This is a genomic window from Flavobacterium terrigena (genome assembly GCF_900108955.1).
Taxonomy (GTDB): domain Bacteria; phylum Bacteroidota; class Bacteroidia; order Flavobacteriales; family Flavobacteriaceae; genus Flavobacterium; species Flavobacterium terrigena.
In genome coordinates this window covers 92,004-117,166 of record NZ_FNYA01000004.1, presented here as the reverse complement: position 1 = coordinate 117,166, position 25,163 = coordinate 92,004, and the positions used below count along the sequence as shown (strand labels likewise).

Genomic DNA, 25,163 nt, shown 5'->3' with positions numbered 1-25,163 from the left:
AAAAAGAGCATCAATTTCTTGATGCTCTTTTCGCTTTTGTGACCTTGTCTGGATTCAAACCAGAAACCTCTTGAGCCGTAATCAAGTGCGCTATTCAGTTGCGCCACAAGGCCATTTTTTGTGAGTGCAAATATAAGAATAAATCTATTCCTTCCAAATGTTTTTCAATAAAAAAGTAAATAAAAAAACATTGGTTCTATCATTCTATTGTAAATCAACATTCTGTATCTTTAACTTTTAAACACAAACGAATTAACAGCCTATGAAAATTGAAGATTTTTTAAGAGATATACCTAATTTCCCTAAGGAAGGGATTCTTTTTAAAGACATTACTCCTCTATTATTAAATCATGAAGCCACAAAATTTTGTTTGAATACTTTGGCTAGTACTCTAAAAGATAGAAAAATTGATAAAGTAGTTGGTGTGGAAAGTCGAGGTTTTTTCTTCGGAACGCTTTTGGCTCAAGAATTAAATGCAGGATTTGTTCCTGTTCGTAAACCCAAAAAATTACCCTATAAAACCATTTCCGCATCTTATGCTTTAGAATATGGAACAGATAGCCTTGAAATACATATTGATGCCATTCAACCTGGCGACAAAGTACTCATTCACGATGATGTATTAGCCACTGGTGGAACCGCTGAAGCAGTTTGCAAATTAATAGAACAATTAGGTGGTGAAATTGTACAAGTAAATTTTCTAATGGAATTGTCTTTTTTAAACGGAAGAAACAAATTAACTGGAAAAGAAATATTTGCTGCGATTACTTATTAGTTTCATCTAAAGCTTTACATGTAATAAAATAGCGCCAAGCAATAATTGCTTTTTGCAATTTTGTAGCTCTCGCTAAATCAAGACGTTGCTTGGAATAACTTGGTAAAACCGCTTTATTAATTTTAGCTAAAATTTTAAACATTCTTTTTTTGTTTGGCGCAAAACTACTAAAAAAAATCCCATATCGTTGTTAAAACAATATGGGATTTTGATATTTTTTAGCTTCGTCAGTTCGAGTGCTCCGATTTTTCATCGGAATGTATCGAGAACCTTCTATTTATCGTCGCTAATATACGTTTTGTTACCATTTTTATTGATGTAGTATCTTCCACCTCTTGGTCCTGTATACACTTTTTTACCGTTATACATTCCAGTTGCTTTGTCTTTTACTTGTTTTTCAGCTGCCTTAGAAGCTGCTGTTTCTTTCACATCTTCTTTAATTTCAGCAGGCGTTTTTTTCTTTACTTTAGATTTAGCTTCTGTTTTGTTAGCTGCTGCCTCTGCTTTATTTCCAGCTGCTTTTGCTTTTCCAGCTGCAGCTTTCGCTGCTCCTGTTGCAGATGCACTACTTTCTTTTGCTTTAGCGGCTTTTGCTTTCGCAGCTGCTTTAGCTTTATCTGATTTTGCTTTATCCGCTTTTATTTTATCTGCCGTTTCTTTAGTTTCTTTGGCTTTTTTATCAGCTACTTTAGCTCTAGCATCCGTTTTTTCTTTAGTTGCTTTCGCTTTTGCTGCTTCTTTTTTAGCTGCTGCTTCTTTTTTCTCTTTAGCTACTTCAGCTTCTTTTTTAGCTTTTGCTTTTTTCTCTTTCGCTACTCGCTCGTTTTTAGCTTTTTCAATTTGAGCTCTTTTTTCTCCTGCAGATGTTTCTTGCGCCATTGCACTTAAAGATAACATCATTGACAAACATAATAAAAGGATTTTCTTCATTTTAAATCAGTTTTTAAATTATTTTATGAATTCTGTTTATAGGTATGATTACTCCTTTTTTCAGAATTACTTCATCTGCCGTAATTCCCCAAACGGTTGTTTCCGTCACTTTTTTAGAAGATTCATCTTCAAAAAAGATTTTGATTTTTAAATGTTCTAAATTTCCTAATGTTAAAGCGCGTTCTAAATCAGACTTGCGTTGTATCACATCATCTCTATCAGACATTACTTCTTTATGCGGAAATTTCAAAGAAGCAACCTCTTCTTTTTCAATTAGTTGAAAATCGCTCATAATACTAAAATTTTAAAGGGTTAGGTTAAGTTATATAAAGTTACACTTTTTTATATTTATGAACAAATGTAAATCGTAAAAAATTAAATATTTTCTTTCAAAAATAAACCTTAATTTTGCCCTACTATGCAAAAGATTATAAACATATTAAACAAACGTGCGCGCTTTGACTATGAAATTATAGACAAGTATGACGCTGGGATTGTATTGACTGGAACGGAAATTAAATCGATTCGTTTAGGAAAAGCTTCTATTGCGGAAAGTTTTTGCGAATTTAACGATCATACCGAACTATTTCTGATTAATGCAACTATTGAAGAATATGCTTTTGGTACGCATTACAACCATAAAGCCAAAAGCGAACGCAAATTGCTTTTAAACAAAAAAGAGCTTAAAAAACTAGATAAAGACTCAGATAATAAAGGTTTAACTATTGTGCCTTTACGTTTATATACGAATGAAAAAGGTTTTGCTAAAGTGGAAATCGCTTTATGTAGAGGTAAGAAAAATTACGACAAGCGTGAAACCATGAAAGAAAATGATACCAAACGTGATATTGCGAGAATTAAGAAAGAATTTAGGTAAAAAGGGATAAGGCAAAAGTTTAAAGACATAAGAAAAAATAAAAACCCTATAATTTCAAAATGAAATTATAGGGTTTTTATTTTAAATACTTCGACAAACTCAGCCTGAGACTGAAAAACTGGAACTGAAAACTTTTTACTTTTCTCTTTTGCCTTATGTCTTATCCCTTTTTACTCTTAGGAGCTTTATCTTTTTGTAAATCTGATTTTAGTTTTTCTAAATCGGTTCTTGTTTTTTCTAATTCTGATTTTAGCTTTTCTAAATCTGATTTAGCATCTTCATTAGTATTGTATTTTCTTTCAATTTTAATTTTTTCCTTTTGGTTTGGCGTTCCACTTCCGAAGTTTTCAGAGAAAATCATTGTGTTTCCTTTTCCGTCTGAATATTTCTTAGTTACTGTTCCGTTTTCATCGGTTTTCTCTTCTTCCAATTTCATATCCGGATTGTTTCCTAAAATATCGCCATCTTTAAATGTGAACGATTTAAAATTTCCACCTAAAGAATCCATTGGGAATCCTTTTTGTAATTCTTTAAATTTCTCTAAATCGATAGTGTTTCCGTCTAATAAACCTTTAAAAACATCTCCATCTAAATGCTGAAACATATCGTTATTCATCATTCCGTCGAAACTATTCATACCAAAACCATTTCCTAAACCTGCAAAACCGTTACCGAAAATATCATTTCTTCTGTCTCCAGACTGAATGTTAATTACTCCTTTTCCAGTTCCGTCAAATTGTTTAGTAATCGAAATTGGTGCAATTGGTTTATCTGAACCAACATTATAATTCCCCGAATTTCCGTCTTTGTCTTTATAAGCGATTTTAATAGCCGTAATTTCTTTCTTGTCGTTACGCTTCACACCAGTGAAAGAAACTTCAAAATCGAACTTCTTAGCATCCGTTTCGTCTTGCTTCAATTGTGCGTCTGTCATAGCATTATCAATTCGCAACTCGAAACTATTGTTTTTAGGTTGAGACAATTGCTGTAAGCGATTGTTTTGAGCAAAAGTAGTACTTGGCAAAAAAGTTATAGCGCTTGCCAATACTAATCCTTGAAATAACATTTTAGCGTTCATAATAATTAGGTTTTTAAATTTTGTTGCTCAAAAATATAATTTTTATAAAAAAGGAAAAACTAATTTTTTGTTAATTAACGGGTTTTAACAAAAAAGGATTGCCAAATTGACAATCCTTTTAACTTATAACTTACTCTTTATCTATTTTTTTAATTATTCTGATATCTTTTGGGCCTTTTGGTCCTTTCGGTCCCTTTGGACCCTTTTCGCCTTTTGAATCATTAAAACCTGATTCTTTCATTTCTCTTTTAATTTGTTTCTCAACTCTCTTTTCTATCTTTTTACCTTGAAGTTCCATTTTTTGTTCAAAAACCTTCATTTCTTGCTCAAATTTCTTCATATTTGGCTCAAAAGACTTCATTTTCTCTTCAAAAACTTTCATTTCCACTTCGAACTTTTTCCAATCTCCTTCTTTAGATTTCATGTTTTTTTCAAAAACATCCATATCTTTTTCAAATTTCGCCCAAGCTTTTTTATCATTTGGATTTGATGGTGATTCAGGTGCTTCTGGCATTTCTGGTGCTTCTGGTGCTTCAGGAAAATCGATATCTAAAACTGGAGCAACTGGCATTTCAATACCTTCTACATCTACCTGAACATCAATATCAATATCTTCAAGGTCTGAGACAGCTTCTAAATCATTATCTTCATTTAGCGTAATTTCGATATCTTCATCATCTTCATTTATTCCAATAGCAAAACTATAATTATCATTTTTACCTTTAGAAACATTGATGTAAATTGGTTCAATGGCTTCTTTTCCATCTACTTTATGATTGGCTTTTCTTCCTTTGTTATCATTTAAAGTAATATTTATAGCCGTGATTTCTTTATCCGAATTTCTTTTAATTCCTTTTATATTCAAATCGATTTTGTAATCATTTTTAAATTGTTTTGAATATTCTTTTAATTCACTGTCAGTTGATGAACTTTGAATTACATATTTTTGATCAGGTTGCTTATGTTGCACTTCATTATAAGAGTTTGAAATTCTCTCTTTAGCGATAACTTTTACCTGAAATAGCATAATAAATGCTACTAAAACTGGGATTACAATAGCGTATTTTAACGCGTTTTTCTTGTTGGATTGATTTGTGTTTAACATAACGATTCGTTTTTTGATTGATGATTGATTAAATGTATTGATGATTGTAATATGCTGTGGTTGTAATGTGATTTTCAGCATAGTTTTTTGATAATGTTTTTTATCTGAAACTTGTTGGATAGCATAACTATCGGCTAAAAATTCTAAATTTTGTACAATACTTTTTCGGTACAACCAAACTATCGGATTGAACCAAAAAAGGATGATAAAAAACTGTGCTAACAAAGTATCGAAACTGTGTTTTTGCAAGGAATGTGCTTCTTCATGTTTCATTATACTTTCTAATTCAACGGGATTGATGAGTTCCTCATTGAAAACAATATAATTAAAGAACGAAAAAGGGGTGTGAACTAAATTTGTATTGATATAAACCAGTTTGTCTTTCTTTTCCGAATTGGAAACCGTAATAATTTTAAATAATTTAAAAAAATCAAACATAGTTTTAATCAAGAATCCGAAACAGATAATTCCGTAAACCAAAAACAAGATTTCTTGATTGGTTAATAAAGGTTCTTGAGCCGCTTCTTGTGAAATTTGAACCATTTGTGGCACATTGTTTTCAATAGAATTACTGATAACTCGTTTTGCTTCATAATATTCAACTCTAATGATTGTTACAAATGGCAACAACACAGCAGTTAACAAACCTGAAAGTAAAAACCATCTAGAATGTTTGTAAAATGTTTCTCTAGAAAGCGCTATTTGATATACCAAATAGAACAACAGAAGTAAAGCATTAACTTTTAATATGTAAGCAAAAACGGTTTCCATACCTATTTTTTTTTATTTTGTTGTAAAGTAAACTGAATATCCTACTTGAACATCATCTTTAAATTCTTTTAATACGTTAACAGATTTCAAGTTTTTGTGTTCGTAATTATAAAACATGTCTTTATGAAATTGTTTATCGTCAATAAAGACTTTATTTTTAGATTCGTTTAAATTGATTGATGGATAAGTTGGGATTTTTAACATGTAACCATTAAATAATACACAACCATCACCGTTAGCTAGTAAGAAATATTTTTTTTCTGGATTTTGAGGAACTGGTTTTAATAATTCTTCTTTGTCTAAAAATGTTGTTTTACCATTTAAAACATAAACGCCATCTTTTCCTTTTTCTCCAAATTTTTCAATTGCAGATTCTCCTTCATAATGAATAATATCTCCATCAACATTCACTGATTTATGTACAATTTCTGAACGTCTCATTTCTTTTCCGTTCACAATAAATAAAGGATCTTTTTCTTCTTTCTTAATTTCTGAAATGGTTTCAATTTCTGACGATTTTGAAAATTTTGATATCGTTTTATCATCTTTGAAAGTAATTTCTGCTTTATCAAAAATTTCAATTTCACCTTTTACTTGTTCAATTACATTGTCAATAATTTTCCAATCTCCTTTAAAAATTACAGCTCCATCTTTTGCGTTTTTTCCGTATAATTTAATTGCATCATTTGGACCAATTTTATCAATTGTAACATTACTATTAAACTGAGCAATATTCTTTCCTTTTAAATCGTCTTTTGTGTAAACTTTACCATTAATAACATAAACTCTTTTTAAATTTTCTTTGGTATCGCTTTCGTAAGGTGAATTGTAAATGGATTCAAAATCTTCATTTTTTACAATTACATCTTTTTTAATTTCTTTCTTAATTGCTTTTGATTCTTTCTCTTGTGCTATAGTTTCGACTTGAAATAATAACATAAATGCGGTTACAAATGGAAGAATAATTCCAAATTTCCAAATGTTTTTTCTGTTGGATTGGTTTGTGTTTAACATAATGATTCGTTTTTTGATTGATGATTGATTGAATGTATTGATGATGGCAATATTTGATGATTGAGTTGTGATTTTCAACATCGTTTTTTGATAATACTCTTTATCTGAAACTTGTTGAATAGCGAAACTATCCGCTAAAAATTCTAAATTTTGAACGATACTTTTTCGGTACAACCAAACAATCGGGTTGAACCAAAAAAGGATGATAAAAAACTGCGCTAACAAAGTATCAAAACTATGTTTTTGCTTAGAATGCGCTTCTTCGTGTTTAATTATATTTTGCAATTCAACGGGATTGATGAGTTCCTCATTGAAAACAATATAATTAAAGAACGAAAAAGGCGTGTGAACTAAATTCGTATTGATATAAACCAATTTATCTTTCTTTTCCGAATTGGAAACTTTGATGATTTTAAATAATTTGAAAAAGTCAAATAGCGTTTTAATGAAAAATCCTAAACAGATGATTCCGTAAATCAAAAACAAGATTTCTTGATTGGTTAATGTAGGTTCTTGTGCAACTTCGTTTGAAATTTGAACCATCTGCGGCACATTGTTTTCAATAGAATTGCTTAATACTTGCTCTACTTCGTAATATTCAATTTTGGTAAAAGTTATAAAAGGCAATACTAAAGAAACCAACAATCCAGAAAGTAAAAACCATCTCGAATGTTTGTAGAATGTTTCTCTTGAAAGCGCTATTTGATACACCAAATAGAACAACAGAAGTAAAGCATTGACTTTTAATATGTAGGTGAAAATGGCTTCCATACCTATTTCTTTTTCTCGATGATATTTAAAATCTCACGAAGTTCGTCAGCCGAAATTTTCTCTTCTTCAGCAAAATACGAAACCAAATTTTTGTATGAATTACCAAAATAATTCTGAATAGCCGTTTTCATAAAGGTTTTTCTGTATTCTTCAATATCCACAATTGGATGATATTGATGCGTATTTCCATACACATTATAAGAAACATATCCTTTTTCTTCTAAATTTCTGATAATTGTAGAAAGCGTGTTGTAGTGAGGCTTGTCTTCCGTAAACTCCGCCAAAACATCTTTTACGAAAGCTCTTTTTAGCTTCCATAAAATATGCATTACTTCTTCTTCTTTGTTGGTTAACTTTTGCATAACTATTTTTTTGTTATACAAACTTATAACTATATTTCTAGTTACGCAACTATTTTTATAGTTATTTAACTAATTTTAACGTTTGCCTTTTCTTTTTTCACTAAATAATAAACGTAAACTCCAATTAAAGTTCCAACCAATCCGAGGATTCCCATAAATAACCAATTGCCTTGATACCCATATTTTTTATTATCGATAATGGTCATCCCGATTTTCGCACTTAAAATATGAGCCAAACTATAGGTCATCGTAAAAATAGCCATATATCTTCCCTGCTGATGTTTTGGCGCACGACTCAAAGCAAAGGCATTTGAAAATGGAAAATTAAACATTTCGGCGAATGTCATAAACAACATCATAATTATTAAAACACCAGCCCAAGTATTCACTAACATTAAAAACAAACTAATGGTCATTAAGAAACAACCTAAAATAATTACTTTCAGTTTGTCTTTTTTATTCTTTTCGATATAGTTTACAATTGGCATTTCTAAAAAGAAAACCAACACACCATTTAAAGTTAATAACAAACCAGTTTGTAGTTCGGTTAACCCGAATTGCTCTCGGTGATAAATTGGAATAGTGGTGAACAATTGGAAAAACATAATTCCAACAATTAAGGTTGAAGCTAAAAACAACCAATAAATTTTATCTTTAAAAACCGATTCTACTAAAACGTCACCAGGATGTTCTTTATCTAAATAAGTCGATTTTTTCTTCTCTTTTACTTTTAACCAAAATATTAATATCGCCAAAATACAAGTTACCCCATCTACCCAAAACAAACCTTTGTAACCAATACTCATAATAATTAATCCCCCCAAAGCTGGTCCGGCAGCAAAGCCTAAATTAATTGCTAATCGAACTAAAGTTAAAGCTCTAGTTCGATTTTCTGGTTTTGCATAAGCACCAATTGACACAAACATTGCCGGTCGAAACATGTCGGCAACTGTCATTAAAAGGAAGATTCCAATACATAAACCTTCAAATGAAGTAATATATCGTAACCCAAAAAACATCAGTCCACTAACTAGCAAACTAAATATCATAATTTTATAAAATCCAATAGTATCCGAAAGCTTTCCACCCAACCAAGAACCTAACATAGAACCAATACCAAAAAAGACCATTATGGTTCCAACTTGAGATAATGAAAAATGTAAATCTTCATGCAAGTATTTGGACAAAAATGGTAAAACCATTGTGCCTGCTCTATTGATAAAAGTAATAAGTGTGAGTATCCAAATTTCACGAGAAAAACCCTGAAAGTTAGAAATGTAGTTGCGAAATGCTTTCTGAATCATAATAAATTATCTGTCACAAATTTAGGCAAAATACTTATCAAAAAGCAGTATTTTTGCAAAAAGTATTCTATGAAATTTATCAATTTACATACCCATTTTTACACCAATTCTGATTTGATTTTAGAAATTGTAAATCAATATCCGAATGAATTTTCGGAGGAAATTCCGCTATATTCTATCGGAATTCACCCTTGGCATATTGATGACAACCGTTTGAGCGATGATTTGAAAATAGTTAAAGAAAAACTTTCACTAAAAGAATGTATTGCATTGGGGGAATGTGGATTAGATAAACGTATAGATAAAATCTATAGTACTCAAATTGACGTTTTTGAGGCGCAATTAGACCTTTTGCACCAAGTTTCAAAGCCTGTAATTTTACATTGTGTAGCTTCCTTTGACGAAGTGATTTCATGCAAAAAAAATAGCGGACTCACCTCCCCTTTTATCATTCATGGATTTTCAAAAAACGTTCAAATTGCGAAACAATTATTGAATCAGGATTTTCATTTATCTTTTGGAAAATACCTATTTCGAAATCCAGAATTAGGAGATGTGTTTAAACAAATTCCGAATGAAAAAATTTTCTTAGAAACAGATACAATTGTGGAAAGTTTAGAAGAAGTTTATACTTTTGCAGCAAAATGTAAAAACATTTCTGTGGAAGAAATGAAAGAAATAGTTTGGAACAATTACCAAACAGTTTTTAATAAAAAGAATTAAGTTATGGCAAAGTGGCAAGAAAGAGCAGAGTTATTATTCAAAGAAGAAGGTTTAAATAAGTTACAAAAATCAAACGTATTAGTTGTTGGTTTAGGTGGTGTTGGATCGTTTGCAGCAGAATTTTTAGTTCGTGCTGGTGTAGGAAAAATGACAATTGTTGATGGCGACACTGTAGATATTACAAATATTAACCGTCAATTACCTGCCTTACATAGCACAGTTGGTGAACCGAAAGTTAAGATTGTTGGCGATAGATTGCTAGATATTAATCCAGAATTAAGTCTTATTAGAGTAGAAGAATTTTTATCTCCAGAGCGCGCAACTGAAATTGTAACTCCAGAATTTGATTATGTTTTAGACTGCATTGATAGCTTAACACCTAAAATCAACCTTTTAGTAGCTGCTAAACGTAAAAAAATAAAAGTTATAAGCAATATGGGCGCTGGTGGAAAATTCGACGTAAATAAGGTCGTTGTAAGAGACATTAGTAAAACAGAAGTTTGCCCGTTAGCGAAAAACATTAGAAAAAGATTGAGAAAAGAAGGCATAAATAAAGGTGTAAAAGCCGTATATTCTGTGGAACACCCTGATGCGACGAGTATTAAGACTACAGATGGCTCTAACTACAAAAAATCATTTTATGGTACGAATAGTTGGATGCCGGCACTTTTTGGCTTACACGCCGCAGAAACGGTCGTAAAACACTTAATTAAGAAATAAAAAAAGGCAGGTTATTGAAACCTGCCTTTTTATTTATATAACTTTTGAAAATTACTTAGCTAAATACGCTTGAACGTTATTAAAAATACGTTCTTCAATATTTGAAATGTCTTCTTTTACGAATTTCTCTCCTAAAATATTTTCGAATAATTCGATATATCTTTCAGAAACTGAAGCAATATATTCTGGTGTCATTTCTGGAATTTGTTGCCCTTCTTTACCTTGAAAACCGTTTTCAATTAACCAACGACGTACGAATTCTTTAGACAATTGCTTTTGTTCTTCGTTATTGTTTTGTCTTTCTTGATAACCTTCTGCATAAAAATAACGAGAAGAATCTGGTGTATGAATTTCGTCAATTAAAACGATTTTACCGTCTTTTGTTTTTCCGAATTCGTATTTTGTATCCACTAAAATTAAACCTCTAGAAGCTGCAATTTCAGTTCCTCTTTGGTATAAATCTCTTGTATATTTTTCTAAAACTAAATAATCTTCTTCCGTAACAATTCCGTTTGCTAAAATCGCTTCACGAGAAATATCTTCATCATGAGAACCATTATCTGCTTTAGTTGTTGGTGTAATGATTGGCGTTGGAAATTTGTCGTTTTCTTTCAAACCTTCTGGCATAGTAACACCACAAATTGTTCTTTTTCCTAAAGCGTATTCACGAGCTGCATGACCAGATAAGTAACCACGAATTACCATTTCAACTTTAAAAGGCTCACATAAATGACCTACAGCTACGTTTGGATCTGGAGTTGCAATTAACCAATTCGGAACAATATCTTCCGTTAATTGCATGAATTTTGTCGCAATTTGGTTCAAAATTTGTCCTTTATACGGAATTCCTTCAGGCAAAACTACATCAAAAGCAGAAAGTCTGTCTGTAGCAATCATAACTAATAAATCGTCATTGATGTTGTAAACTTCTCTTACTTTTCCTCTGTAAACTGATTTTTGACCTGTAAAATTAAAATTTGTAGTGGTAATTGTGTTCATTTTGACGTGTTGTTGTTTGTTGTGGTGCAAAAGTAATTGAATTATTTTCTTTGTGAAAATTTTTAATCAAATAAAAAAGGAGACATTAAAGCCTCCTTTCATTTTATTTATTATTTGAATCTTATGTTGTAGGTTGCTCCTACTCCAATTGATCTGATATTAGTATTTTCAGTAAAGGTGTTTTGATAATATCCGTAAATATTCCAATCTTTATTATGATAACCTATTTGAGGATTAAAATACAAACCTCTCTTATCATCATCAACATTGGTTACAAAAGCCACACCTAAATCTGTCCCTACAAAAACACCTTCTTTTTGGAAATAAAATCGCGCATAACCTGCAACTGGAACTACTCCGAAGTCTTCAAAATCATCTTTTGCTACAAAATGATTATAACCCGTTACACCACCAAGTGCAAAATGATTATTAAACATGTACTGCGCTCTTACATCCACTCCAATATTGAAGGAAGCAAAATCTTTCACATCACTTGTTGGAACTCCGGCAGTTAATCCGGCTTTAAACCAAGAGTTTTTTGGCGTAATTTCAATCTTTTGATCTTGCCCATAGTTTATTCCAAAGCACATCGTGGCTAAAAATAAAACAACTTTTTTCATACTATTATAATTTAGAATTAAAATTAGAACGAAAAAAATAAAATTTTATTGTTAATCCGTATTCTCAATACTTTTATAAGCATTAATAACTGCTTTCACTAAACGGTGACGAACAATATCTTTATCATCTAAGTATAAAATCCCAATTCCATCTACGTCTTTTAACACTAAAATAGCTTCTTTTAGTCCAGAAATCGTTCTTCTTGGTAAATCGACTTGACCTGGATCACCATTGATGATAAACTTGGCATTTTTTCCCATACGCGTTAAAAACATTTTCATTTGCGAATGAGTCGTATTTTGTGCTTCATCTAAAATCACGAAAGCATTATCTAAAGTTCGACCACGCATAAAAGCCAATGGCGCAATTTGAACAATTCCTTTTAAAATATAATCTTCTAAAGTTTGTGGTGGAATCATATCGCGTAAAGCGTCATACAAAGGTTGCATGTACGGATCTAATTTTTCCTTCATATCACCAGGTAAAAAACCTAAATTTTCCCCTGCTTCTACTGCTGGTCTTGTTAAAATGATTCGTTTTACTTGCTTTTCCTTTAATGCTCTTACTGCTAAAGCCACAGCGGTGTAAGTTTTACCAGTTCCTGCAGGACCAACGGCAAAAACCATATCGTTTTTATTGACAGAATCGACTAATTTTTGCTGATTTGGCGTCATTGCTTTAATCAACTTTCCTCCTAAACCATGAACTAAAATTTGGTCGCCTTTAGGCATTTCGCCAGTTTGCTGTGCATCGCCTTCAATTACTCGCATAATCACATTGTCGTCAATGGTATTAAAACGGGTAAAATGTGTCATTAACCTTCGGAAACGCTTTTCAAATTCATCTAAAACCTCAGCTTCGCCAAATGCCTTCAAAACCGTACCTCTGGCAACAATTTTCAATTTTGGATAGTACTTTTTAATTGTCTCTAAATGACTGTCATGTGCACCCCAAAAATCTTTAGGTGCAATGTTTTCTAGTTCGATAATTCTTTCGTTCAAAGGCTATAAATTTAAATTGTTTTTATTCTGTAAAAAAAAGATTAGTTTTGTATCACTCAAATATAGCAAAAACAACTATTCCATTTCAAATAAGTTATAAACAATAAAATGTCAATAATTACTCTTACTACAGATTATGGCCTAAAAGACCATTTTGCGGGAATTTTAAAGGGTAAGATATTCTCAATTTTGCCTGAAACCAATATTGTAGATATTACTCACACCATTGACAAGTTTAACGTTTTGGAAGCCAGTTATTTACTTTCAGTTTCTTACTCTCATTTTCCAAAAGGAACCGTTCATGTGGTTTGCGTAGATGCTTCAAGAAACGCTGATACTGTGCATATTGCAATGCTATATGACGGACATTTTTTTATTGGTGCCGATAATGGCATTTTTGGCGGATTAACCAATAAATTAAATGCTGAAAAGATTGTTCAAATCAATATTCACGACAGATTAATCAACGGTTCTAGCGATTTAGATGTTTTTGCAACCGTGGCAACACATTTAGCCAAAGGAGGAGAAATGAATGTCATTGGTGCACCACTTTCTGAAATTAAGAAAATGAATGTTTTGGTTCCGATTGTAGATCAAAATGCGAAATCAATTCGTGGAAATGTGGTTTATATTGATGATTTCGGTAATTGTGTGACTAATATTTCTAAAAATTATATTGAAGAAATTGCAAAAGGAAGACATTATTCGGTTCGTTTTTCGGTGTATACCATTAAGAAAGTCAAAAATAATTATTCCGATTTTAAAAACAATTCTACAGCAGCTTTGAAATCGATGGAAGGAAATGAAATTGCGCTTTTTAATCAGGATAATTTCTTGGAAATTGCCATTTATAGAAGTAATCCAAGTCGTTCGGGTTCTGCCAACACTTTATTAGGATTGAAAATGCAAGATGTGGTGATTGTAGAATTTGCTGAGTAATTTGGGATTTACGATTTAGAAATTTATAAAATATATTTATGTTTGTACGAATAGTCAAATTAACGTTTCAGGAAGATAAAATTGACGCTTTTTTAGCGAATTTTGAAGAAATTAAGCATCAAATTAGAAATTTTGAAGGCAATGAATTTTTAGAATTGTATCAAGATAAACAAGATGCTCGAATTTTCTTTACTTACAGTTATTGGAAAGACGAAGATGCTCTAGAAAAATACAGAAAATCAGCACTTTTTAATGAAGTTTGGACGTATACAAAAACACTTTTTGATGGTAAACCAGAAGCTTGGAGCGTAAATAAATTGGCAACTTTAACATAAAAAGTTAGTGGCCACGAATTCACGAATTTTAAAATTCACAAATTGCGATGATTAGAATCGACTTTGTCGATAATTAATTCGAATAAAATTTTAAATTCAAAGTAACATTCGAAAATTCGTGGCAAAAAACATCAATACAAATAGGCATATTTAAATTAATGTTTCAAGTTTCAAGTTTATAAATTACATTTGTCAATTAAATTTTAAAATAAATGAAAGCATTATTGCTACGTGAAATAAAATCCTTTTTTGGTTCGCCAATTGGTTATTTAGTTATAGCCATTTTTCTGTTATTAAACGGATTATTTCTTTGGGTTTTTGATGGAGATTTTAATATTTTAAATTCTGGATACGCAGACATGAGTCCGTTTTTTAAATTAGCACCATGGATTCTTATTTTCTTAATTCCAGCAGTAACCATGAAAAGTTTCTCAGACGAAAAAAAACAAGGAACGTTAGAAATCCTATTCACCAAACCACTAAGTCTTTGGGAAATTGTAAACGGAAAATTTTTAGGCGCTTTTATTTTAATTCTAATTGCGATCATTCCTACACTTTTTTATGTGTTTATCGTTTCAAGTTATACAGCAGCACAAAACAATTTCGATTATGGTAGCACCATTGGTTCGTATTTCGGATTGCTATTCTTAATTGGTGCTTACACCTCAATTGGCGTGTTCACTTCTACGCTTTCAGACAATCAAATTGTGGCATTTATTGTTGCGGTTTTCTTATGCTTTTTCTTCTATTTTGGTTTTGACGGATTAGCTAACTTATTTGGAAGTTTCGGTTCAATTATCAAAACATTAGGAATGGATTTTCACTTTAAAAGTATGAGTCGTGGTGTGTTAGACACTCGAGATATCGTGTATTTCATAAGTATCACCATCTTGTTTTTAGCTGGAACAGTTTATCAACTTAAATCGCTTAAATGGTAATGATGAAGGAAGTTCAAAAAAATAGTTTAAAAAAATTAGGATTTTTAGCCATAGGTTTATTTCTATTAAACTTTGCGAGTTATTATATTTACAAGCGTTTCGATGTTACTCAAGACAAAAGATATACGCTTTCTGAAACCACTAAAAAAATCATTGATGGTGTCGATTCGCCTTTAATTATTGATGTCTTTTTAGAAGGAAACTTTCCAGCCGATTTCAAGAAATTACAAACGGAAACACGTCAATTATTAGAAGAATTTTCGGCTTATAATTCAAATATTACGTTTCAATTTGTGAATCCGATTGAAAAAGAAGAAGAGCGTGTGGAAGTCATGAAGAAATTCTTCGAAAAAGGCTTAACTCCAATAAACGTTACGGTTGAAGATAAAGGAAAACAAACACAAGAAGTTGTTTTTCCTTGGGCTTTAGCGAATTATGGAGATAAAGGTGCGAAAGTGCAATTATTGAAAAATTTAATGGGCGCTTCCACCGAGAAAAAAGTAGAAAGTTCAGTACAACATTTAGAATATGCTTTCGCGGAAGCCATCAATAAAATTTCAAAAGAAAAACAACGTAAAATTGCCGTAATTAAAGGAAATGGCGAATTAGACGATATTTATATTGCCGATTTCTTAAAAACCATTCGTGATAACTATTACATCGGACCAATTACTTTAGATTCTGTGGCTTCACAACCTGAAGCAACTCTAAAAGCTTTAAATGTTTACGATTTGGCCATTATTGCTAAACCTCGTGAGAAATTTACAGAGCCAGAAAAGCAAGTATTAGATCAATTCATTATGAAAGGTGGAAAAACACTTTGGTTAGTGGATGGTACAACGGCCGAAATGGATCAACTTTATAATGAAACGGGTACGACTTTAGTTGGAAATAACGATTTGAATTTGACAGATATGTTCTTCAAATACGGATTCAGAATTAATCCGCAAATGATTAAAGACGAATACGGAACGCCAATAAAATTAGCTTCTGGAAATGAAGGTAGCGAAAGTCAAATGGAAACGTATAACTGGAAAATGGCACCGTTTATTTATCCAGCTTCAAAACAACATCCAATCGTAAAAAATACAGATGGTGTTAAATTCGATTTCTGTTCGCCAATTGAATTATTAAAATCTGACGTTAAAAAGACCATTTTATTAGAAAGTTCTCCATATTCTAAAGTAATTGGAACACCAAATACGGTTTCATTAGAAATGATTGGAGAAGAAACATCGCAAAAAGATTATCCCGGTGGTGGCTTAATCCCTGTTGCTGTTTTGTTAGAAGGTTCTTTTACTTCTATGTATAACAATCGTGTGTTGCCATTTAAAGAAGATAAATTCTTAAATAAAAGTGTCCCAACTAAAATGATTGTGATTTCTGATGGTGACATAATTAAAAACCAATTAGATAAAGGTACACCTATTGAATTAGGTTACGATAAATACACAGGACAATATTTTGGAAACAAAGAATTTATCTTAAATAGTGTAAATTACCTTTTAGACGACAACGGACTTATTAACATTAGAAGTAAAGATGTAAGCTTACCGCTTTTAGATAAACAAAGTGTCCACGACAATTATAGTCAAACACAAATGCTAACCGTAGCGTTACCTATTGTATTATTGGGTATTTTTGGATTTTTATTCACATACCTAAGAAAGAAAAAATATAACCGCTAGTTGTTAATAAGTATATTTTTAGATTAAGCAGTAACCCATTATATTTGTAAAGCAAAAAAAATAGAAGATGATGAATTTTATAGTATCCAGTTCGTATTTATTAAAACAATTACAAGTTTTAGGAAGCGTTATTAATAGCAATAACACCTTACCTATTCTTGATAATTTTTTATTTGAATTAGATAACAATCAATTACACGTTTCGGCTTCTGACTTAGAAACTACTATGTCGGCAAGTTTAGAAATTGAATCAAATAGTACAGGAAGTGTTGCTATTCCAGCAAAACTTTTGTTAGATATTTTAAAAACCTTTCCAGAACAACCACTTACTTTTACAGTTGAAGAAAACAATACGGTAGAAATTAGTTCTAACTCTGGAAAATACGCAATTGCTTATGCAGCTGGCGAAGAATTCCCGAAAGCAGTAGCTTTAGAAGATCCTTCAACAACTATTATTCCTGCTGAAGTTTTAGCAACGGCAATTGGAAAAACAATTTTCGCGACAGGAAACGACGATTTACGTCCAGTAATGAGTGGTGTATTTTTCCAATTTTCTACTGAAGGTTTAATCTTTGTTGCTACTGATGCACATAAATTAGTAAAATATGCTCGTACAGATGTAAAAGCATCTCAAAGTGCTGAATTTATTATGCCTAAAAAACCTTTAAACATTTTAAAAGGAATTTTAGCGACTTCAGATGCAGAAGTAAAAGTAGAATATAACGATTCTAACGCTACGTATTCATTTGAAAATTATGTGTTAACTTGTCGTTTGATTGATGGGAAATATCCAAATTACGAAGCGGTTATTCCAAAAGAGAATCCAAATAAATTAATCTTAAGTCGTGTTACTTTTTTAAACTCGGTTCGTCGTGTGGCAATTTTTGCTAACAAAACTACGCACCAAATTCGTTTAAAAATCGCTGGTACGGAGTTGAACATTTCTGCTGAAGATATTGATTATTCAAACAAAGCAGATGAGCGTTTAACTTGCGATTACCACGGTGACGATTTACAAATTGGTTTCAACTCACGTTTTTTAACGGAAATGTTGAACAATTTAACAAGTGACGAAATTCAATTAGAAATGTCATTACCAAACAGAGCCGGAATCCTTACTCCTATTGACGGATTAGACGAAGGTGAAACTGTTACTATGTTGGTAATGCCAGTTATGTTGAATAACTAATTACGAGTATACATAATAGAATGAAGAAATACATTTTCTGATTTCGAAATTATATATAACTAACCTAAACTACTACTATGAACCACGATTGCTGAAAAGCGATTGTGGTTTTTTTTGATTGGTACGCAGATGACGCGGATTTGAATGGATTTTACTGATTTTTATTTTGTTTGTGGTTACTTTGCGAATAATCTGCACGCAGATGACGCGGATTGGAATCGATTGTACTGATTTCTTTATTTTGATTTAACAAGTTTGTGGTTACTTTGCGGTTAAAACGTAATTATGAAAACTGATTGTTGTTTTCTAGACCCGATAGTAACGGCATCTTTTTTAAATTGCTTCCAAAAAGCAATTTGAAAAAATATAGTGGATAGCGGGACAAGTGGTGTTTTGAAAACAAAATGTCTTCTTCTAAAAAAACTATTCACCAATCACCATTCACCATTCACTATTCACTATTCACTATTCACTATTCACTAAAATAACTATCTTTGCAATTCAAAACCTAAAATATGATTCCACACGAAACCATAGTTGCCTTAGCTACACCATCTGGTGCTGGAGCGATTGCTGTTATTAGATTATCAGGCGCCGATGCTATTACCATTGCTGCTGAAGTATTTGAATCGGTTTCGGGAAAAGACATTAGTAAGCAAAAAACACATACGATACATTTGGGTCATATTGTGGATGGCACGAAGGTTTATGACCAGGTTTTACTATCTATTTTTAAAGGTCCGAATTCGTATACGGGTGAAAATGTGGTGGAAATTTCATGTCATGGTTCGGTTTTTATTCAACAACAAATTATACAATTATTACTTCGTAAAGGCGCAAAAATGGCACAAGCGGGTGAATTTACCCTGAGAGCCTTTTTAAACGCCAAACTCGATCTTTCGCAAGCGGAAGCTGTTGCCGACTTAATCTCATCGGATAACGAAGCTAGTCACCAAATAGCGATGCAACAAATGCGTGGCGGATTCAGTAATGAAATTGCCAAGTTGCGTGAAGAATTATTAAACTTCGCTTCTTTAATTGAATTAGAATTAGATTTCGCAGAAGAAGACGTAGAATTTGCAGACAGAACCGCATTTTACGAATTATTAACCCGAATTGAATTTGTTTTAAAACGATTAATCGACAGTTTTGCGGTTGGAAATGTGATTAAAAACGGAATTCCAGTTGCGATTGTTGGTGAACCAAATGTCGGAAAATCGACTCTTTTGAACGCTTTACTAAACGAAGAACGCGCCATTGTTTCGGACATTGCTGGAACTACTCGTGATACGATTGAAGACGAATTAGTAATTGACGGAATTGGTTTCCGATTTATTGATACAGCCGGAATTAGAGAAACCAAAGATGTAGTAGAAAGCATTGGAATTCAGAAAACGTTTGAGAAGATTGAACAAGCGCAACTCGTTATTTACTTAATGGATAGTTTAAAGTTTCAGGTTTCAAGTTCGGAATTCGTAGTAGAAATAGAAAAAATTAAAAATAAATATCCGCTTAAAGAAATTTTAATTGTTGCCAATAAAATTGACCAGCTTAACGAGAATGAACTTCAAAAACTGCATCAAGAACTTGAAACTTTAAACTTGAAACAAATATATTTAAGTGCTAAACAAAAAATAGGCATCGATGAATTAAAAAATCAATTGCTATCTCTTGTCAACACAGGTGCTTTAAGAAATAACGAAACTATTGTCACCAACACACGTCACTACGATTCGCTATTAAAAGCTTTAGAGGAAATTCAGAAAGTGCGTTTTGGATTAGACAATAATATTTCTTCAGATTTTATGGCGATTGATATTCGTCAGGCGTTATTCCACTTCGGAGAAATTACAGGGCAAGTTTCTAACGATGAGTTACTTGGGAATATTTTTGCTAATTTCTGTATCGGGAAGTAAGTTTCTTTTAAACATATAAGTCATATAAGTTTTTTTTTTAAAACACATAGATACATAGTTTGGATTGTGGGTAAAGTCGCTCCGCTCAAAATAGAGCAATTAAGCTGTGCGTAGAGTTTGTCATGCTGAAATCGAAGATTCAACGAAGTTAAAGCATCTCACACAAACCACTTCCACAATCTTGTCATTCCGACCTTAGGAGGAATCTCATAATCTACTTCCGCAAAACAATACCTCCAAACTTGTCATGCTGAAAGCATCTCACACAAACCATTTCCGCAAACCTCAACCCAACAACTTCAATAGTATTTTTTCTTCCGCCTGCAACACTTCCTTTTGAATTTTATACTTAGTTACAACTTCCAAACCATTTTTCTCTAATTCAGATGTTGCTTTTGCTTCAATTACTTTTATGAGTCTAGTTTCTGGAGCTTCTTTTTCCAAATACCTCATCAGTTGCATAGCAGCAACATTAGATTGATACTTTTTCTCTGCAATTTCAAGCTTTTTCTTCAATATTATTTGATGGTATTTATTGTCTTTAAGCAATTGCTCCAAAACTTTTTTCTGTTGTTCGGTTTGAAATTTCAACATTTCCGCACTACCCGATTTCAAGCTTTCATCTTGCATAAATTTTAACATTGGGGCGAGTTGTAGTGTAGCAGAAGTTGGTAAATCTCGTTTACCTGTTTCATACATCGCTAATTGTCCTTTACTGATATTTAAAAACATCGCCAATTCCTCTTGTTTAATGCCTAATTGCTTACAAATTGATTTTCTTTTTTGCATACTATTAAATTTGTGATATCCATTTCAAATCAAAAATGCCGCCAAATTTCTTGTTATTTTATTTTTGAACGAAAAAAACAATAACAGTTTTTGTTATTTTATTTTAAAGAGAAGAAAAAAATAACGGGTTTTGTTATTTTATTTTTGGAGTGGAGAAAAAATAACGGAGTGAAATTAATTTTATAAATAACTATGGAATTAGATAATGCTGATTTTTGGAATAACCATGATCCAATGGTAAAAGAAAGAATCTATAAATTAATTAAAAATAAAGATTGTCAAGGTTTACAAAATGAATTTAATGTTGCTTATGACAATACAGATAGTCAAATAGCTAGAACTGGTAAAGGTAATTCCAATTTGATGGATTTTAAGAATGAAAATTTCAAAGAGCTAGGATGTTATTAAATAAACTGAATTAATTTTATTAAAACTATAACACAAAATTTTAATTGTTTAAATTTTAAGTTTATTACTTTTTATTTACATTTGTTTACTTCCTAAATCTTATTAGGCTAAGTTTATTTGAGTATTTCTCAATAACTAATTTAAAATATGTTAGACAAAATTGTATTTAAAGGTTATAAATCTTTTAAAGAAAGAACTGAATTAGAATTAAAACCAATAACAGTGATATTTGGTAAAAACAGTTCTGGAAAAAGTTCTATTGCAAAACTTCCTACGTTAATTGAAGGCTCATTTTCGTTAGAATTTGATGAACCTTTTATGTATATAAATAAAGGCATAGAATTAGGAGCTGAGTACCGAGATTTATTTTTCAGACGTGAAATCCAAGGAAACATTGATTTTGAATTAATAAGTGGAAAAGATGAACTTAAAATCACGGTTGTCAACACTCCAACAAAACCAATGATTTCAAAGTGGGAAATAAGCTCTGAAAAAATGAAGGATGTAGAATATGATTACAAAAGTTTACTAGAGGAAGAACATTATCAAAGTAATTTGAAAGGATTTTTAATAACTGGACACCCATCTGAAAAAATTTTTAGTCTAAAAACTGATTATCTAGGTCCTTTTAGAGTTAAACCTCAAAGAATTTTTTATATCAACGATTTAAAAAATCCAAATTCCATTGATGGTCTAGGAGAAAAAGCATATCATTTAATAGCTCAAGACGAAGAGTTAGAAGAAAAAGTGAGTAATTGGTTTAAAGAAAATTTTGATGGTTGGGAATTATTTGTAGACAGAAAACAACCTTATTATGAAATCAAAATAAGAAGAAATTCTGATTGGAGTGGTATTAATATAGTTGACGTGGGACAAGGAATGAGTCAAGCATTACCAATAATAGTAAAAGCATTATATAAAAACGAATGTGAACCAACTTTAAATATTTTAGAGCAACCTGAATTACACTTGCATCCTGCTGCACATGGAAATTTAGCTGAGCTGATATCTAACTCAATAATTGATTCAAAAAATAAATACTTAATTGAAACTCATTCTAAAAATTTTATTTTAAGATTGCGGACATTAATTGCTAAAGGTAATTTAGACTATAATAATTTAAACTTATATTTTGTAGATTACGATGAAGATAAAGATTGTTCAATACTTAAAAAAATTGAAGTTACTGAACAAGGCGAAGTTACTTCATGGCCAGACCATATTTTTAATGAAAGTTTTGATGAAGCAGTTGCTTTAAAATTAGCCCAAAAAAACAAATAAAGTGATTATAAAGATTAATAGCAATTTGTTCAATCAAGCAGAAAATGTAACAAAAATTGATTTAGTATTGAGTCATATTTTAAATAGACGTTATAACTTATTCTTTGATGACGAAGACATAATAGACACTTCTATTTGGAGTAATGAAGCTAGAACACAATATAAAGAATTACTTTACGAAGCATTTGTAGCAACTTTACAAGGAAGCCTAAAACACGATATTGAATTAAAAGAAAACGATAATGTGGCAGAAAATGAATTTTCAATTGATAATGGAATCATTTTTTTAAATAGTGAAGTGTTTATATTTTTAGAAAACGCTACTTATGATAGCTGTTTTATTAAAGGTTTGATTACCAAGTTTAAGACAAAAGGTAAAAAAATTCAAAGTTTTTTAGACCAGAAATGGATTAGAATTGAAAACTGTGGTGGAAAAGGCGGTATTATTAATCAAGTAAATCACATTCTTTCATCTTATAATAATGATAGTTTAGAAAATTTTCGTTATTTAAGAGGAATTGTAATTATGGATAGTGATAAAAAACACAAAGATGATAGTTATAATGATGAGAATGGAATTATACCATTTTGTGACGAGAATAATATATTATTACATATTTTAGAAAAAAGAGAAATAGAAAATTATCTGCCTCTTGAATTAATTGAAAAAATAGAAAATTTAAACCAAAATGAATTAGAGAGTTTTAAAAAGCTTACTTTTGATGAACGAGATTTTTATGATATGGAAAAATTATCTACAAGAGATTATAACACAAAACAAAACTTTCCATCATTATTTCTTGAAGAAGAACTTTTACAAGAAATGATTTTAAAAAATTGTGAACATCAAAATTTACCAAATGAACCACAATTAATTTTAAACAAAATAAATTCTCTTTTATAATGCTTAATATGGACTCAAATAACAAAATAAATGTAAAGCCTGAGATAGATAGATTAATTAACATCCTTGATTATGTAAAAAAAGGACGATTAGTTGTTCCAGAATTTCAACGAGATTACATTTGGGATAAAAAACAAAGAATTGATTTATTTGACAGCATTAAGAGAGGTTTTCCAATAGGTAGCTTACTTTTTTGGAATCCTGAATCAAACGAATATGACTATAACAATAAAATAGGTCCATATACATTAAAAAATTCTCCTAATAAATATTCATACATAATTGATGGCTATCAGAGAATAACTACTCTGTTTAGTGCATTAATAAACCCCGAAGATGAATCTGTTCAATTACAAAATAAAAACAATTTACAAGACTATATCGTATATTATGATTTAGAAAATCAGGAATTCTCTCAACCAACATCAAAAAAAATAGAGCCATATTATATTCCTTTATACTATCTTGTCGATACATTCATGTTTTTATCTTTCTCAGATAACATAAAACAATTTTATGACGATGAAACTAGTACAAGATATATTAACCGAGCAAAAAAATTAGCTACTATTTTATTAGATTATTCAATAGCTTTTGTAAATATTAATGGGGGGTCTATCCAAGATTCTGTAGAAATTTTTTCAAGAATAAATAGCAAAGGAAGTGATATGTCTCCAATGTGGATGCTTAGTGCATTAACATATAATGATGGTTTTAAATTCAGTGAAGAAATTGAAAATTTAAAATTAAAATTAGTTACCTATGGATTTGAAGATTTAAAAACTGAAATTATTTTACAATGTGTAGAAACTGCTACTGGTAAAATTTATTTTGATGTTAAAACTGAATCTTTAGCAAAGAGAAGTGATTTTAAAGAGTTGTGCTTTAAAACTTTTGAAAACATCCTAAAAGCTGTTGATTTCTTGTATTATGAACTAAACGTTTTAAATTACAAATTACTTCCATATAACTTACAATTAATTTTTATAACTGAATTTTTTAAAAATAAAGAACAACCAAGTTTAGAGGAAAAGGAAGCTTTAAAAAAATGGTTTTGGCAAACTTCATATTCTAATTATTTTTCAATCTATTCTCTAAGTAAGCAAAGAAAAGCTTTTGTTGTATTTCAAGAGTTTTCAAAAGGTAAAATATCAACACCTTTGTTCAAAGCAAATGATGAAAAATTTACTGTTTCTGAATTTCCAAAAACAATATATTATGGTAGTGTTCGGTCTAAAACACTTGCTTTATTTATGATAAAATCATTAATAGAGAAATCAAATTACAACATTGAAGACATTAAAGGTTTCGACGATTTCTATAGTCTTAAACCTCCTCTTAAAGATTCAGAATTTATGATTCCTAAATTAAGAGGAATTGATTATTCTCCATCAGAAAATAACTTATCCTCGTACAGAAAATACAGAGACTACTCTTTTATTTTACTCGATGACAGTGTACAAAATTTCGATTACTATGCAAATTTTATTGATACTAAAACTTTACAAAAAGCAGAAGATTTAGGAAGGTCCAGATATTATTTTATTAAAAGAGAGGAAAATGATTTTGTTAACTCATTAAATGAATTAGAATATGAATCTTCATTTTTTGACCTAGGTAAATATTCCATATTTTAAATCTAAATTTCATTTGGTTAGTCTTTTATTTCTTTGTTTTGTTGAACATTTACATTTTTCACTAAATAAAATACTAACTAAATGATTT

26 protein-coding genes and 1 tRNA gene are annotated in these 25,163 nt (G+C 30.8%); 14 read left to right on the top strand and 13 right to left on the bottom strand.

The genetic code is table 11. The features are described 5' to 3' along the window. Positions 1-39 precede the first annotated feature (39 nt). Positions 40-113, bottom strand: a tRNA-Arg gene (locus BMX42_RS08345). Between the two features lie 149 nt (positions 114-262). On the opposite strand from BMX42_RS08345, the gene BMX42_RS08340 reads away from it, so the two are divergent. Then, on the top strand, positions 263-775 hold the full coding sequence (locus BMX42_RS08340) for an adenine phosphoribosyltransferase (protein WP_091312178.1): 513 nt from the start codon (positions 263-265) through the stop codon (positions 773-775). Here BMX42_RS08340 and BMX42_RS08335 read toward each other — a convergent pair. From BMX42_RS08335 to BMX42_RS08325, 3 genes are all read right to left on the bottom strand, one after another. Continuing rightward, positions 765-917, bottom strand: coding sequence for an SsrA-binding protein (locus BMX42_RS08335; RefSeq protein ID WP_091312174.1), 153 nt, complete (start codon positions 915-917; stop codon positions 765-767). The genes BMX42_RS08340 and BMX42_RS08335 overlap by 11 nt on opposite strands. Before the next feature lie 131 nt (positions 918-1,048). After that, positions 1,049-1,705: a hypothetical protein gene (locus BMX42_RS08330; protein WP_091312170.1), complete on the bottom strand. Its 657-nt coding sequence runs from the start codon at positions 1,703-1,705 to the stop codon at positions 1,049-1,051. A gap of 13 nt (positions 1,706-1,718) precedes the next feature. Further along, complete coding sequence (locus BMX42_RS08325) at positions 1,719-1,997, bottom strand: hypothetical protein (protein WP_245748277.1); 279 nt, start codon at positions 1,995-1,997, stop codon at positions 1,719-1,721. 126 nt (positions 1,998-2,123) lie between these two features. Here BMX42_RS08325 and smpB point away from each other — a divergent pair, with 126 nt between their 5' ends. Then, positions 2,124-2,582 carry an SsrA-binding protein SmpB gene (smpB, locus tag BMX42_RS08320; protein ID WP_091312166.1) on the top strand — a complete coding sequence of 153 codons (459 nt, stop codon included), beginning with the start codon at positions 2,124-2,126 and terminating at the stop codon, positions 2,580-2,582. A 160-nt stretch (positions 2,583-2,742) separates the two neighbouring features. Here the strand turns inward: smpB and BMX42_RS08315 are convergent, their stop codons facing one another. From BMX42_RS08315 to BMX42_RS08295, 5 genes are all read right to left on the bottom strand, one after another. Continuing rightward, complete coding sequence (locus BMX42_RS08315) at positions 2,743-3,660, bottom strand: hypothetical protein (RefSeq protein WP_091312160.1); 918 nt, start codon at positions 3,658-3,660, stop codon at positions 2,743-2,745. A gap of 130 nt (positions 3,661-3,790) precedes the next feature. Beyond that, the gene (locus BMX42_RS08310) at positions 3,791-5,536 is read right to left on the bottom strand and encodes a M56 family metallopeptidase (protein WP_091312156.1); all 1,746 of its coding nucleotides are present in this window, start codon (positions 5,534-5,536) and stop codon (positions 3,791-3,793) included. A 12-nt stretch (positions 5,537-5,548) separates the two neighbouring features. After that, positions 5,549-7,321 carry a M56 family metallopeptidase gene (locus BMX42_RS08305; RefSeq protein WP_091312153.1) on the bottom strand — a complete coding sequence of 591 codons (1,773 nt, stop codon included), beginning with the start codon at positions 7,319-7,321 and terminating at the stop codon, positions 5,549-5,551. 2 nt (positions 7,322-7,323) lie between these two features. Beyond that, positions 7,324-7,683: a BlaI/MecI/CopY family transcriptional regulator gene (locus BMX42_RS08300; protein ID WP_091312149.1), complete on the bottom strand. Its 360-nt coding sequence runs from the start codon at positions 7,681-7,683 to the stop codon at positions 7,324-7,326. Between the two features lie 65 nt (positions 7,684-7,748). Beyond that, positions 7,749-8,987, bottom strand: a complete 1,239-nt coding sequence (locus BMX42_RS08295; protein ID WP_091312146.1) for an MDR family MFS transporter — start codon at positions 8,985-8,987, stop codon at positions 7,749-7,751. 69 nt (positions 8,988-9,056) lie between these two features. On the opposite strand from BMX42_RS08295, the gene BMX42_RS08290 reads away from it, so the two are divergent. Further along, a complete protein-coding gene (locus tag BMX42_RS08290; RefSeq protein ID WP_091312142.1) occupies positions 9,057-9,710 on the top strand; it encodes a TatD family hydrolase in 654 nt (217 codons plus the stop codon). Between the two features lie 3 nt (positions 9,711-9,713). Next, positions 9,714-10,430, top strand: a complete 717-nt coding sequence (locus BMX42_RS08285; RefSeq protein WP_091312139.1) for a tRNA threonylcarbamoyladenosine dehydratase — start codon at positions 9,714-9,716, stop codon at positions 10,428-10,430. A gap of 51 nt (positions 10,431-10,481) precedes the next feature. On the opposite strand, the gene BMX42_RS08280 is transcribed toward BMX42_RS08285, so the two are convergent. The 3 genes from BMX42_RS08280 to BMX42_RS08270 all read right to left on the bottom strand — a co-directional run bounded on the left by BMX42_RS08280 (position 10,482) and on the right by BMX42_RS08270 (position 13,051). Further along, on the bottom strand, positions 10,482-11,429 hold the full coding sequence (locus BMX42_RS08280; protein ID WP_091312134.1) for a phosphoribosylaminoimidazolesuccinocarboxamide synthase: 948 nt from the start codon (positions 11,427-11,429) through the stop codon (positions 10,482-10,484). A gap of 110 nt (positions 11,430-11,539) precedes the next feature. Further along, the gene (locus BMX42_RS08275; RefSeq protein WP_091312130.1) at positions 11,540-12,049 is read right to left on the bottom strand and encodes a hypothetical protein; all 510 of its coding nucleotides are present in this window, start codon (positions 12,047-12,049) and stop codon (positions 11,540-11,542) included. Between the two features lie 51 nt (positions 12,050-12,100). Further along, a complete protein-coding gene (locus tag BMX42_RS08270) occupies positions 12,101-13,051 on the bottom strand; it encodes a PhoH family protein (protein ID WP_091312126.1) in 951 nt (316 codons plus the stop codon). A gap of 108 nt (positions 13,052-13,159) precedes the next feature. On the opposite strand from BMX42_RS08270, the gene BMX42_RS08265 reads away from it, so the two are divergent. The 6 genes from BMX42_RS08265 to mnmE all read left to right on the top strand — a co-directional run bounded on the left by BMX42_RS08265 (position 13,160) and on the right by mnmE (position 20,056). After that, on the top strand, positions 13,160-13,990 hold the full coding sequence (locus BMX42_RS08265) for an SAM hydrolase/SAM-dependent halogenase family protein (protein WP_091312122.1): 831 nt from the start codon (positions 13,160-13,162) through the stop codon (positions 13,988-13,990). Positions 13,991-14,028: 38 nt separating this feature from the next. Next, positions 14,029-14,325 carry a putative quinol monooxygenase gene (locus BMX42_RS08260; protein WP_091312118.1) on the top strand — a complete coding sequence of 99 codons (297 nt, stop codon included), beginning with the start codon at positions 14,029-14,031 and terminating at the stop codon, positions 14,323-14,325. 212 nt (positions 14,326-14,537) lie between these two features. Continuing rightward, on the top strand, positions 14,538-15,263 hold the full coding sequence (gldF, locus tag BMX42_RS08255) for a gliding motility-associated ABC transporter permease subunit GldF (RefSeq protein WP_091312115.1): 726 nt from the start codon (positions 14,538-14,540) through the stop codon (positions 15,261-15,263). Between the two features lie 2 nt (positions 15,264-15,265). Then, positions 15,266-16,951, top strand: a complete 1,686-nt coding sequence (gene gldG, locus BMX42_RS08250) for a gliding motility-associated ABC transporter substrate-binding protein GldG (RefSeq protein WP_091312662.1) — start codon at positions 15,266-15,268, stop codon at positions 16,949-16,951. Between the two features lie 70 nt (positions 16,952-17,021). Continuing rightward, entirely contained in the window at positions 17,022-18,140 is a 1,119-nt protein-coding gene (gene dnaN, locus BMX42_RS08245; protein ID WP_091312659.1) for a DNA polymerase III subunit beta, read from the top strand. Between the two features lie 515 nt (positions 18,141-18,655). Continuing rightward, positions 18,656-20,056, top strand: coding sequence for a tRNA uridine-5-carboxymethylaminomethyl(34) synthesis GTPase MnmE (gene mnmE / locus BMX42_RS08240; protein ID WP_091312110.1), 1,401 nt, complete (start codon positions 18,656-18,658; stop codon positions 20,054-20,056). A gap of 285 nt (positions 20,057-20,341) precedes the next feature. Here the strand turns inward: mnmE and BMX42_RS08235 are convergent, their stop codons facing one another. Then, positions 20,342-20,845, bottom strand: coding sequence for a helix-turn-helix domain-containing protein (locus BMX42_RS08235; RefSeq protein ID WP_091312106.1), 504 nt, complete (start codon positions 20,843-20,845; stop codon positions 20,342-20,344). A gap of 192 nt (positions 20,846-21,037) precedes the next feature. On the opposite strand from BMX42_RS08235, the gene BMX42_RS08230 reads away from it, so the two are divergent. The 4 genes from BMX42_RS08230 (at position 21,038) to BMX42_RS08215 (ending at position 25,075) form a co-directional block, all read left to right on the top strand. Continuing rightward, positions 21,038-21,253 carry a hypothetical protein gene (locus BMX42_RS08230; protein WP_091312103.1) on the top strand — a complete coding sequence of 72 codons (216 nt, stop codon included), beginning with the start codon at positions 21,038-21,040 and terminating at the stop codon, positions 21,251-21,253. Positions 21,254-21,400: 147 nt separating this feature from the next. Continuing rightward, positions 21,401-22,534 carry an AAA family ATPase gene (locus tag BMX42_RS08225; RefSeq protein ID WP_091312099.1) on the top strand — a complete coding sequence of 378 codons (1,134 nt, stop codon included), beginning with the start codon at positions 21,401-21,403 and terminating at the stop codon, positions 22,532-22,534. A gap of 1 nt (position 22,535) precedes the next feature. Continuing rightward, the gene (locus tag BMX42_RS08220; RefSeq protein ID WP_091312095.1) at positions 22,536-23,438 is read left to right on the top strand and encodes a hypothetical protein; all 903 of its coding nucleotides are present in this window, start codon (positions 22,536-22,538) and stop codon (positions 23,436-23,438) included. 8 nt (positions 23,439-23,446) lie between these two features. Further along, positions 23,447-25,075: a DUF262 domain-containing protein gene (locus BMX42_RS08215; RefSeq protein ID WP_177169148.1), complete on the top strand. Its 1,629-nt coding sequence runs from the start codon at positions 23,447-23,449 to the stop codon at positions 25,073-25,075. The last annotated feature ends 88 nt before the right edge of the window (positions 25,076-25,163 follow it).